This window comes from uncultured Campylobacter sp., assembly GCF_937890585.1.
Taxonomy (GTDB): Bacteria; Campylobacterota; Campylobacteria; order Campylobacterales; family Campylobacteraceae; genus Campylobacter_A.
The window spans coordinates 1-12,035 of sequence record NZ_CALACG010000279.1; the positions used below are offsets into that span (position 1 = coordinate 1).

General features: G+C 40.7%; 12 protein-coding genes and 1 pseudogene. 1 reads left to right on the plus strand and 12 read right to left on the minus strand.

Going from position 1 to position 12,035, the window contains the following annotated elements; translation table 11 throughout:
• On the plus strand, window positions 1–1,961 hold a 1,961-nt coding region (locus Q0296_RS08425; RefSeq protein ID WP_298039288.1), incomplete at its 5' end, for an AsmA-like C-terminal domain-containing protein.
• 73 nt (window positions 1,962–2,034) lie between these two features.
• Here Q0296_RS08425 and Q0296_RS08430 read toward each other — a convergent pair.
• The 12 genes and pseudogenes from Q0296_RS08430 to Q0296_RS08485 all read right to left on the minus strand — a co-directional run.
• Window positions 2,035–2,448 carry a hypothetical protein gene (locus Q0296_RS08430; RefSeq protein WP_298039290.1) on the minus strand — a complete coding sequence of 138 codons (414 nt, stop codon included), beginning with the start codon at window positions 2,446–2,448 and terminating at the stop codon, window positions 2,035–2,037.
• Window positions 2,449–2,455: 7 nt separating this feature from the next.
• Entirely contained in the window at window positions 2,456–2,596 is a 141-nt protein-coding gene (locus tag Q0296_RS08435) for a hypothetical protein (protein WP_298039293.1), read from the minus strand.
• Window positions 2,597–2,644: 48 nt separating this feature from the next.
• Window positions 2,645–2,986 carry a hydrogenase maturation nickel metallochaperone HypA gene (gene hypA / locus Q0296_RS08440; protein ID WP_021085088.1) on the minus strand — a complete coding sequence of 114 codons (342 nt, stop codon included), beginning with the start codon at window positions 2,984–2,986 and terminating at the stop codon, window positions 2,645–2,647.
• On the minus strand, window positions 2,986–3,978 hold the full coding sequence (gene hypE, locus Q0296_RS08445; RefSeq protein ID WP_298039297.1) for a hydrogenase expression/formation protein HypE: 993 nt from the start codon (window positions 3,976–3,978) through the stop codon (window positions 2,986–2,988). Before hypE ends, hypA begins: the two co-directional genes overlap by 1 nt.
• 8 nt (window positions 3,979–3,986) lie before the next feature.
• Window positions 3,987–5,075: a hydrogenase formation protein HypD gene (gene hypD / locus Q0296_RS08450; protein WP_298039301.1), complete on the minus strand. Its 1,089-nt coding sequence runs from the start codon at window positions 5,073–5,075 to the stop codon at window positions 3,987–3,989.
• Complete coding sequence (locus Q0296_RS08455; protein ID WP_009293878.1) at window positions 5,075–5,314, minus strand: HypC/HybG/HupF family hydrogenase formation chaperone; 240 nt, start codon at window positions 5,312–5,314, stop codon at window positions 5,075–5,077. Before Q0296_RS08455 ends, hypD begins: the two co-directional genes overlap by 1 nt.
• Window positions 5,314–6,126 carry a hydrogenase nickel incorporation protein HypB gene (gene hypB, locus Q0296_RS08460; protein WP_298039304.1) on the minus strand — a complete coding sequence of 271 codons (813 nt, stop codon included), beginning with the start codon at window positions 6,124–6,126 and terminating at the stop codon, window positions 5,314–5,316. Before hypB ends, Q0296_RS08455 begins: the two co-directional genes overlap by 1 nt.
• A gap of 81 nt (window positions 6,127–6,207) precedes the next feature.
• Entirely contained in the window at window positions 6,208–6,912 is a 705-nt protein-coding gene (locus Q0296_RS08465) for a GDYXXLXY domain-containing protein (RefSeq protein WP_298039307.1), read from the minus strand.
• Window positions 6,909–8,168 (minus strand): DUF2157 domain-containing protein, encoded by a 1,260-nt coding sequence (locus tag Q0296_RS08470; RefSeq protein ID WP_298039310.1) that lies wholly within the window; start codon window positions 8,166–8,168, stop codon window positions 6,909–6,911. Before Q0296_RS08470 ends, Q0296_RS08465 begins: the two co-directional genes overlap by 4 nt.
• A 384-nt stretch (window positions 8,169–8,552) precedes the next feature.
• Entirely contained in the window at window positions 8,553–8,966 is a 414-nt protein-coding gene (gene nikR / locus Q0296_RS08475) for a nickel-responsive transcriptional regulator NikR (RefSeq protein ID WP_298039312.1), read from the minus strand.
• 45 nt (window positions 8,967–9,011) lie between these two features.
• Window positions 9,012–11,237 carry a carbamoyltransferase HypF gene (hypF, locus tag Q0296_RS08480; RefSeq protein ID WP_298039317.1) on the minus strand — a complete coding sequence of 742 codons (2,226 nt, stop codon included), beginning with the start codon at window positions 11,235–11,237 and terminating at the stop codon, window positions 9,012–9,014.
• Window positions 11,221–12,035: pseudogene (locus Q0296_RS08485) on the minus strand (hypothetical protein); the annotation flags it as partial. The pseudogene Q0296_RS08485 and the gene hypF, both read right to left, overlap by 17 nt.

The window sequence follows — 12,035 nt, forward strand, 5'->3', positions numbered from 1 at the left end:
AGCTTGATAGGCGCATAGAGCTAAACAGCGAGGTAAAAAGCTGGATATATGGCTATGTCGTGGCAAACGACTACCACCTAAACGAGATAAACGGCAAGGTCGATCTAGCCAAAAACGACTTTTATCTAAACGACCTAAATGCGACCGCCTATGCGAAAAATCTGCTAGTTAAATTTGAAAAAGACCTGCCCGCTGTAAATGTCGCTGAGGCAAATATCACGCTTAAAAACTCAAAGCTTAAATTTGACCTCATAGCGCCTGTTTATAAAGGCAAAAAGCTTGATGGCTCAAATGTCGCGATAAACAACATCTTTGATGAAAAAAGTGCAAATTTAGAGCTATTTATAAAGACAAATTCTATTTACGATGAGGCGATAAATGATATATTAAGAGCCTATAAGATCATCGTGCCAGTCAAACAACTAAGCGGTAAAATGGACGCTGGACTTAAAATTTTAATAAAACTTGACGAAAAAAGCTTAGAAAATTTTGACGAGAAGAGCGTCATCGCAAATGGTGAGTTTAAGATAAGCGACGCAGTTTTGGATATCGCTGGGAGTAAATTTAACGCTAAAAGCGCCCTTGTAAAGCTCATAAACACGGCAAATTTAAGCGTTGATGCGACTGGTTTTGGGCTTGACTTCTTTAGAGCAAACGCCGTGGCAAATATCAACCTGCAAAAGAGTAGCGGCGAGATAAAGGGCGTCATAGAGAGCTTTGATCTAAAAGAGAAAAATGATGAAATTTTAGCCTTTAAAAATGAGCCTTTTAGCGCACTTCTTGACTTTAGCAAGCCAAATGAGACAACGCTTAGCATTGAGCCTTTTGGACTAAATTTAAGCTTTGGCGATGAGAGCGTGATAGCTACGAAAAATAGTGAATTTATCATGCAAAACTCCCCACTTTTAAAGCAAAATGGCGTGCTTAGCTTTGAAGATGTGAGCATAAAGAGCAAGGACTTTACTAATCTTGAAATTTTGGCAAAAGGACTTAAATTTGACATGCCGTTTTTGGATAAAAATGGCTCAAAATACGAAAACGATGACTTTTTGATCGCAGTCTCAAAGGCTGGCGTAAAAGTGCAAAGTGCAAGCAAAAAACTCTCTTTAAACATCGCTGAAAAGGGCATAGAGGCTAAGAGTAACGACCTAAATTTGCTTGTCCTTGATGACAACAACACAAAAGAGCAAAGCACACCACTTGAGCTATTTGCAAAAAATGGCGACATCATTTTGCAAGACCTTAACAAAACCTTGCCATTTACCAGCTTTAGCGCCGAAAAAAAGAGCAAAAGCACCTCGCTAAATGGACTGGCAAAGCAAGGCAGAGTTGGATATTTTAGCGATGAGAAAAGCATAAATTTAGACGCAACTGATATAAGTGGCGAATTTATCAACGATCTTTTTAGTATCAAGAGCTTTGAAGGCGGTAAATTTCGCCTAAAAATGCTTGGAGAGAGCTCAAAAAATTTCAAGGCTGAGGTGAGATTTTTTGGCACCTATCTAAAAGACTACATCTTTTATCAAAAACTGCTAAGCTTTCTAAACTCGGTGCCGTCGCTTCTTAGCTTTAAAACGCCTGACTTTAACGACAAGGGCTTTACCGTCAAAAACGGCAAAATTTTACTAACTAGAAAGGGCGACTTGATCGAGTTTTTAGCGATTGAGATGATAGGCACGAGCGCAGATATCGGCGGACGCGGCACAATCGATCTAAAGAGCAAAAAGATAAACATCGACCTTGAGCTAAAGATACTAAAAGACGCAAGCGGTATCATCGACAAGATCCCACTTATCAACCAAATCATCCTCGGAAAAGACCGCTCGCTCTCAACCGTCATCGCCATACGCGGCACGACTGAAAAGCCCGAGTACTCGACGCAGATCCTGCAAGACGCCCTGCTCTCGCCACTAAAGATAATAAGAAACGTCCTGCAAGCTCCGTTTTTGATATTTGAGTAAAGTGTTAAGCAAAAAATAATTATTGTTTAGTATAATTTCGACGAAGTTCACGGCGGAGCTTATTATCCGCCACTCATTCTAAGTATCTTGCCAGATCCTCATCAAAACAGAACAACGCATCATTAATAAAATCTTCTAACATTTGCGGATCAATACCTACTAAAGTTTTACCAACACGAGTTGAAATTCTCGGCGTTTGATCATCATTTAGCTTATAAAGATTTTCAAAATGAAATGTTCGGTTTCGAATTTTAACAGCAAGGTCATATAAAATCTTTACTTTTTGATAGTTTAAAAGTTTATTTTTGCGGTTAAATTTAGAATACTTTTTAAAATCAAGCTTATCAAGATTGACGATATCATTGTGGATTTTGGCTTTATCGATGATTTTTGCCCAAAATCCAAAAGTTTGCTTTGAGACAAAGAGATCATCTAGCTTAAAGTAGCCGCCAAAAGAGCTTAAAATATCTACCTTGTTATTATCCACTAAAGCCTTAAAAGCTAAATTTCTCGTAGTTATTTCCAAAATACCAAGTTTTTAAGCTAGCCTGTACTAGCAAAAAGTTCTTTTTATGCTCTTGCTCGTTTTTATAGCTCTTTAGGCGTTTGATTGAGAAAAATTTAACGCTATCCATAAAAAATCAATAAATTCATAAAATTTTACGTATTATAATACGCAAAATTTACTTCATCTCAAGGCGCATAAGATACATATCTTCGCCGTCAGTTACCTTTAAATTTTGGCTTTTGCACTTTGGGCAGGTGAAGTCATTTTCGCTAAGCTCCCCGCCAAATCCACAATCCAAGCACTCGACCACAATGCCTTGTAAATTTATGACAAGCTCGGCGTTTTCGCAGATCGTACCAGCCTTATAAACATCAAAGGCACTCTCTAGATAGTGTGGCTCCACTCCGCTTAAGCGACCAACCTTTATCTCGATCTTGCTTATCTCTTTGGCGTTTTCTTTGGCGGCATTTTTCTCGCAAAGGCTGACTAAATTTTGAACGATACTAAGCTCGTGCATTAGCAGATCCTTGGTAGTAGCTCGCCCTTTGGCGGCTCGAGAAATCTTCTTGATTTATAGGCGTTTTCGATGATGACACGCTCGTTTTTTGCCTGCAAAACCTCGCCTATTATCATCGCGTTTTTATCAAATTCTCTTAAAATTTTAAGCGCGTCCTCAGCCTGGCTCTCATCAACAGCCATCACAAAAGTGCCCTCATTTGCAAGCTCATAAGGCTCAAAACCAAAGAGCTCACAAACGCCCATCACTTCGTCTGCCACCTTGATATTTTCTTCAAAAACCAAGATGTCAAATTTGCTAAATTTAGCCCACTCATTTAGCACCGCACTTAGTCCGCCCCTAGTTGCATCACGCATGGTTTGTGGCTTTATACCAGCGCTAAGTAGTTTTAAGATAACCTCTTTTAGGCTCTTGCAGTCACTTTTTAGATCAAGCCCAAGCTCAAATTCTTCTCTTGCTGCTAGCACCACGCCGCCGTGTCTGCCAACATCTCCAGAGATTAAAATTTTTGCCCCTGCTTTTAAATTTTTAAGCTCCACGCCCTCGCAAACTATCTCGCCGATGCCTGCTGTGTTTATAAAAATCTTATCGCATTTGCCCTTTGGCACGACCTTTGTATCGCCACAAACTACGCTCACACCGCTCTCTTTGCAAGTTTTTGCAAGTGAGCCAAGCACCTTTTCAAGCTCCTCTATGCTAAGCCCCTCTTCGATGATGAGCGAGCAGCTTAGGTATTTTGCGCTTGCTCCAACCATCGCTAGGTCGTTTATAGTGCCACAAGCTGCGATCTTGCCGATGTCGCCGCCATTAAAAAAAATGGGAGTTACCACAAAGCTATCGGAGCTAAATGCGATCTTGCCGCCTAAATTTAATATCGCCGAGTCGTTGCTCTGCCTTAAAATTTCATTATCAAAAATTTTAAATATCGTCTCATTTATAAGCGAGTTCATCTCCTCGCCGCCGCCGCCGTGGCTTAGCATTATCTTTTTCATTAAATTCCTTAACCAACTCTTGCGTATTTAAAATATGCCGCACAAGCGCCCTCGCCTGAGACCATGCACGATCCTATCGGATTTTGCGGGTTGCAAACCTTGCCAAAGACCTTGCAATCAGTCGGCTTTGCTAGCCCTCTTAAAATTTGCCCGCAAATGCAAGCCTTGCTCTCGCCAGCGCTCTCTACACTGCAGTCAAACTGCACTCTGGCGTCAAGGTAAGCAAACTCATCTTTTAGTTTCATGCCACTTTGTGCTATCTCGCCAAGGCCTCTCCAGACAAAGTCGCACGGCTCAAAGTACTTAGCTATGAGCTCTTTTGCTCTTAAGTTGCCCTCTTCTTTGACCGCCCTTGCATACTCGTTATAGACTTCATAAGTGCCTGCGTTTTGCTGACGGACTAAATTTAGCACACTCGCCATGATGTCAAGCGGCTCAAAACCGCTAATGGCGATCGGTCTTTTAAACTCATCTGCTAACTCTTTGTAAATTTTGCTTCCAGTGATGACACTCACGTGGCTTGGCCCCAAGAATGCGTCTATTCTTACGTTTTGATCGCTCATTATAGCTCTAACTGGAGCTGGAACGGTTACGTGATTTATATGAAAGTATAAATTTTTAATGCCCTCTTGCACCACTTTTTCAACCAAATTTGCGCTCATCGGCGTTGTCGTCTCAAAGCCAATGGCAAAAAATATGACCTTTTTGTCTGGGTTTTGCTGGGCTAAATTTAGCGCATCAAGTGGCGTGTAAAGTGCCCTTATATCGTGACCCTCGCCGCGAAGCTTTTGCAAGCTTGTCTTTGAGCCAGGCACTCTTAGCATATCAGCTAGCGTGCAAAAGATCACATTATCCATGCTAGCAAGCTTACAGGCCTCGTCTATGCGGCTCTTTGGCATCACGCAGACCGGACAGCCTGGGCCGTGGACGAAATTTATATGCTCTCCAACCAAACTTGGCAGTGCAAATTTCATAATGCTATGCGTGTGACCACCGCAAATTTCCATGATATTTAGCGGTTTTACGCTCTCTTTTTGTATGAGTTTTGAAAGGGCTAGGATTAAATTTTTATCACGAAAGTCATTGATAAGATCCATCAAATTTTCCCCGCGTCCATATCCTCAGCGATCTTTTGATAGACCTCCAAGCTCTCAAGCGCAAACTGCGTATCGATCTTTTGCATAGCGTATCCAACGTGGATTAGCACGTATTCGCCAACTTTCACCTCTTCAGAGATGAGATCTAGGCTTACCTTTCTAGTAACGCCCAGAGTCTCAACTGTGGCGACGTTATTTTCATCTATTTCTATTACTTTTGAAGGGATCGAAAGACACATTATCTTAGCTCTTTTTTAAATTCCAAATAACTTATCCATTTGTCTATGCCCTCGCCTGTTTTGCTATCTACTACAAAGATATCAACCTTTGGATTTAGCTTTCTAGCGTCGTTTTTTACTCGCTCGATATCAAAGTCAAAGTGCGGCGCAAGCGAAGCTTTTGTGATCAAAAGCGCGTCAGCAGCTCTAAACATCACTGGATATTTACTCACCTTATCATCGCCCTCTGGCACTGAAATAAGCACAGCGTTAAAGTGCGAGCCAACGTCGTAGCTAGCAGGGCAGACTAAATTTCCAACATTTTCTATAAAGACTAGATCAAGCTCATTTAGTGGCAGGTGATGAAGCCCCTCATGCACCATAAATGCGTCTAAATGGCAGGTCTGACCTGTGCTTATCTGATGAGCTTTTGCACCAGCTTTTACTATGCGGTCGGCGTCTTGATTTGTCTCTAAATCACCCTCGACAACGCCTATTTTAAATTTGCCAGCCTTTATCGTAGCCTCTAAAAGCGTGGTCTTGCCAGCACCTGGACTACTCATCAAATTTACACAAAGTATCTTTTTCTCATCAAGATGCGCTCTGTTGTGAGCGGCCTCTTTGTCGTTTTCAGATAGAATTTTCTCTATCACGTCTATGGTTTTGCTCTCGTTTAGCACAGGGTGTGCGTGAGCCTCGTGGCTATGCTCGTGTGCGTCATGAGCGTGGTCTGTATGCCCATCATGAGTGTGTGGGTGTGAGTGAGTGGTGCCATCAGCGTGAGTGTGAGTATGGGCGTGATTTCCCATTGAACAACCGCAATCTTTACACATTTTCTTATCCTTTTTTATTAATTTTCAGAGATTTTAACGCTTAAATTTAAAAATAAAATTAAAATTTAAGTCGCCAAACATTTATTTTCTCTGTATCTCTTGGCTAGAATTTTCATCTTGCATCTCTATCGTTGCAGGCTCTTGGTTTTCTAGCCTTAGCGACGCAGGCTCTTCATTGTTCGTCTTTATCATATCAGGATAGTGCTCCTGCGCGTCCATATCCTCCAACCTATCAAAGTCGCGCCTTGGCCTATCGCTTTTTTGCACGACGATCTCTTTTAGCCTAGCTTTGCCATTTTTCATCACCATCAAAACAGCAAACGCGTCAATATCCGCGTCCATCATCTCGCGCTCAGTCTCAAGCGCCTTTTTTGGCGGCATATAGTAGTGCTCGATGCCGTATTTTACAAGCGAGTAGCCATCATATCTACCAGCTAAAAATACCCCATTTTCAGGCTCGCTCATGCTAAATTTAGCAAATTCATAGGTGCCATTAACATCTGGCTTTAAGGCAGCATAAACCCTAGCTCCTTCTATCACTCTCATGTCGTTCCTATCGATATATCGATCATCTTTTTTCTCTTCGTCAAAATTTCGTGAGTAAAAATTTGAAAAATCATAACTTAGATCGACGTAGTTTCCACGGAAAAGATCTCTTGGGTCATAAAGATTGACCCTTACTTTTATCTCCTGCCCAAAGTAAAGTGGCATGAGCGCATAGCCAAGCATGACGCCTATAAGTGAAATTTGAAATATCACAGCTATTATTAATGTTTTTATCTTCATTTTTTGCCTCCTTTTCTAGCCACCACTAGCACGATGAAAGCAAATATCATAAAGAGTGCCGTAGCACCGATGTAGTCGCCTATAAGCTGGAAGTATCTCACCGCAGCCACTAAAAATATCACGCTTAGGCCAAGCTTTAGCTCGCCTTTTTTGATAAGAACGGCAGCTGTTATGATGTTTGCGAGTGAGAAAAAGATATTTGCATAGCCTGGGCCGTAGCTAAAGAAAAACGGCAACGCCACAAGCAGCGTGCCAAGTACCAAGCCACTCTTGTTTTTCTCTTTGAGAAATAGCGCAAAATAAGCAATACTAAATAGTATAAAAACAAAGCCAAAATTGCTTTTGAAAAATGACTTCACAAACCAAAGCTTTTCCTCGCCAACCTCAAAGATATCCCTGCTTTCAAACAAAAATAGGCAAACAAGCAAAACAAAAACGCCAAAATTTTTGCCAAATTCTCTTGAAAATGAGCCAAAGCCGTCTCTAAAGCGATCAAACAGCGGCGAAATACTAACAAGTAAAAGCGCGTAAGATAGCGAAACGATCGCAACCATCGGAAGTCCAAACAAAAAGCCGTAGTTAAATATCTCTTTAAAGCCGCTGATGTAGCCGCAAAATGAGATGATATATAGATAAATATCAAGGAAAAGCACCGAGGAAAGCCACTTTGAGTCCTCTTTGTAAAGCGTATAGGCGCCAAGCGCTATAAAGATGATAAAGCCAAAGCCAAAGTCCTGTCCGTAGCCTTTCATCAAGAACCAAAGTGTTGCGATAACTAAGCTTTGAGCTACTAGCACACCCTTTTTGCTAGCAAAAGATACCGCCATCGCACCGATACTCCAAAGCAAAATTCCTCCGCTTGGCTCGTCGCTAATGTGATAAATTTGCGCCACAAGAGCGATCGCTGCGCCAAAGCAGAAATTTCCAAGGAAAAACATCGCCGTTGAGAGGTTTTCTTTGTCCTTTGCGAGGTAGTAAATTCCGCCAAAATTTACAAGCCCAAGTGTAAATAGCACAAGCACCAAGCGCGCAAGCCTTGGTATCTCCTCCCAGTTTGCGCCAACAAGTGTAAAAAACGCGAGCGCAAAAAAGAGATAAGCGACAAGTTTTAGCACAAAGCTCATCTTTTCGCTATGCGCGTCTGGGTCGATACCATATAAATTTGCTATCTTAAAAGCCGTATCTTTATCGACTATGCCCTCACTTTGCCACCGATCCAGCTCTTTGGCTAGAAAATTTCTATTTAAAAAGTTCAATAAGACTCCTTTTTGTAAGCTCACTAAATGTAAAATTCCCGCTTGCCAGCGTTAAATTTAAAGGCAGTGGTAAAATTTATCGTTATTATATAAAAATATTACGCAAATGCTAAGAGGAGTTACTTGGGCGAGCTTTTGCAAATTTAGCTTTAAGCCAAAGCCCAAGTAGAGAAACGTCCATCAAACTATCATTTACTAAAGGATATGGGGCTCTGCACTAGCAAATAGCAGGCAAAGCCCCATATAAATTTACAAAAGTGGACTACGAAAACTGTTTAAAAACTACTTGAAAGACAAAATGCGATAAGCGCCACAGCCAAGAAATATGCTGCTCGCTTTGTTGAAAAAATCCCAAAATTCCTACTACCCAAAAAGCTCTAAGCCCTAAAATTTAGGCACAGCAGCCTTTGTGAGTTTAGCAAATTTAACACCCTTTAAACCAGCGATCCTATCTGCAAAGCGCTCTATCTTTTCCGCTTCGCCCCTTAAAGAGATCGTTTCTAAACAGTTGTAATGATCGATATGAACGTGATTTGTGCAGATTATCGTCACATCAGAATCATGCTCGATATCCATTTTTTTATTAACCAGATCGTTGTGATGGTGCACATAAATGAGCGTCAAAACTCCGATCAACTCTTCTTTAGCGTCTTTCCAGCTGTCACTTACGATCTTTTCGCGGATCAGATCCCTCGTAAATTCGCTCCTAGAAGCGTAGCCTTGTTCGCTAACCTTTCTGTCTAGTTCGTCTAGTAATTGACTAGGCAAAGAGACACTAAAACGTATAACACTATCCATTTTCTGCTCCTTCCTCGTTTGATTACCGTTTAAAATAATTATACATCACTTATTAGAAAATGTGGATAAATAATAATAAATTTGCCCTAAATTTACGTTAGAATCGTTACTGCAAAATTTCTTATTGATATAAAATTTCAAATTTACTTTAGTAAATTTTTTGTAAATAAGCTCAAGCAAAGTCTTATTTTGAAAAACTCCACCACTTAGCAAAACCTCTTTTTTCTCACTTTTAGAAATTTTAAAAATAATATCAGCCATGCCATTTATAAATGCCGTTGCCGCGACTCTTGGCTCATCTTTTAAAGCACTTTTAAAGGCATATTTAAAGCCGATAACTCCGTCATTTAGGCTAAATTTATAACACGCATCTAAATTTTTATCATAAAGCGCCTCAAGCCTCATGCCACTCTCGCCCTCAAAACTCGAGTGAAAAATGCCACATATTATCGCACCAAATGCGTCAAATATCCTACCAACAGAGCTAGTTTTTACTAAATTTAGCCCCTTTTGCTCCATCATCTTGAAATTTCTAAGCACCTTTTCATCAAAATTTACTAAAAATTTATGCCCCTCGTCCTCAAGCTCGTACTTCAAAATAATAGAATAAGCGATGAGATAGATATTTTTTATGCTATTTTCGCCGCCAAATAAGCTAAATTCATCAAAGTGATAAATTCGCTCATAGCTCTTGCTATCCAGCCTAAAGACCTCGCCACCCCAAATTTTGCCGTCCTCTCCGTATCCAGTGCCGTCAAAACAAAAGCCAAGATAATCTTTGTCTGGCAAATCATTTTCAAAGATCACGCTTAGCAGATGTGCGTAGTGGTGCTGCAGATGAACTAGCTCAAAGCCCCGCTCTTTTGCCCATTTTGTATTTAAAAAATTTGGATGCAGGTCGGCTATGACCTTGTCTATTTTTAGATCATAAGTCGTTTCAAAAAGGGTGAAAATGTCCTTAAATCTATCAAAAGTCGCCACATTTTTTAGGTCGCCGATATATGGGCTAACCATCAAAAGGCCGTCTTTGTAGATACAAAATGAGCTTTTTAGCTCCGCTCCAAGGGCTAAAAATGTCCCTTTTTGCTTAAAATTTGTATGGATGAAATTTGGATTTAGCCCGCGACTTGTTCTTGTAAAAATTATCTCATCACCAACGCAAAATGCGATACTATCGTCACTTGGCGAGTAAATTTCTCGGTCGTGATCAAGGTAAAAGTCTATGACGTCGCCTAGTTTTTCTCTAAGTTCATTTTCGTCCTTTATGACGACCTCGCCTGAGATGTTTGCGCTAGTTGCGATGATGTCGTGCTTGAGGTGGTCAAATAGCAAAAGGTGTATGCCACTAAATGCGAGCATGACACCAAGCTTGTTTAAATTTGGAGCTACGCTTTTTGCGATATTTGAGCCGTTTTTTGCCTCGAGCAAGACGATTGGCTTTAAATTTGAAGTAAGAAGCTTCGCCTCAGCCTCTGAAATTTGCGCTATCTCTCTAGCGTTTTGTAAATTTTTACTCATCAGAGCAAATGGCTTACTTGGGCGGTGTTTTCTAGCTCTTAGCTCGCAAACTGCTGCTTCATTTGTCGCGTCGCAAACTAGATGAAAGCCACCAAGGCCTTTAATGGCTAAAATTTTACCCTCGTTTATGAGCCTAGCCGCCTCTTTGGCTGCTTCATTCTCGCTAGCTAGGACTTTGCCAAATTTATCTTTTAGATATAGTTTTGGTCCGCAGTTTGGGCAAGAGATCGGCTCTGCGTGGTAGCGGCGATTAAGCGGGTCTTTGTATTCGCTCTCACAAAACTCGCACATCTTAGACTCGTTCATCGTCGTATTTATCCTATCATAAGGCAATGTTTTGATGATGGAAAATCTCGGTCCGCAGTTGGTGCAGTTTATAAATGGGTATTTGTAGCGTGGGTTTGTAGGGTCATAAAACTCACGCAAGCAGTCATCACAAAGTGCGTAATCAGGCAAGATAGGCGCTTGTTTGGTAGCTGATTTTGAGGCTACGATCTCAAGCTTTTCGTAAATTTTATCTATCTTAAATTTCTTTAGCTCATCGATCCTAGCAAGGGCTGGTAGCTTCTCATAAAGCTCTTTTTCAAAAGCCAAAAAGCTAGCCTCTTCGCCGCTAAAATTTAGCTTCACGCCCTCATCATCATTGTAAATTTCGCCAACTAGGGCAAATCTATGCGCCAAAGTATAGACAAAAGGTCTAAAACCAACGCCTTGAACTAAGCCTTTGATCTCATATCTAAAGCTTGATCTCAATGCCAAATCCGGGGTCAAAATTTGTTTTTATATTTGGGTTTAGGTGTTTTTTTATCAAGTTGCTAACTGCCTTATTGTAAAATAAATCCCCGCTTAAAGTAACATTTTTGATCTTAAATTTATCTCGTTTTTCATAGCTAAAATCGCTCAAAAAATGCGCCAAAGACTCGGTGCAACCAAAGCTGATATTCTTCTCTCCAGCGCCAGCAAGGATAAATGAAATAATACTTTTTACAAACTTAACCCCGTCTAAACCAAAGTCATCTTTCATTTTATAATCTATCCTAACGCCCTTTTGACCGCTAAAATCGCTTGCCATAAGAAGCAAATTCTCCCCTGCTTTTTTAAAGTCACTACTTGTGCCAAGCAAGCGTCCAGCTATACAAAATAGTGAGAAAAAGCTAGCGTTTGAGCTAAATTTGCCACTTGGCAAGGCGCGCTCTTTGCTGAAGTTTTCAAGTAGCCTTTCGCCACCCTCCTCGGCTCTTATGAGCTCATAAATTTCTTCAAAGCTACTAAATTTTGGTAAAAATAGAAGCTGTGTTTTGCTTGATTTTGAAAGCAGGCAAATTTCATCATCGCTAAATTTGCTAAATTTTAGCCCCAAAGCCACTTCGCCAAAATAGCTAAGCTCAAATTCCTCATCTTTTGTATAAAAAAATGGGCTTAAAAGCGCGCTGTTTTCAAGCAAAGCAAGCCTTGAAAGAGCGTTTTTTTGCTCCTTTATGGCAACGCTTAAAAAGCTAAAGCCATCTTGATTTAGCTGCTCGCAAAGGGCGTAAAGAAAAAGGTCATTTG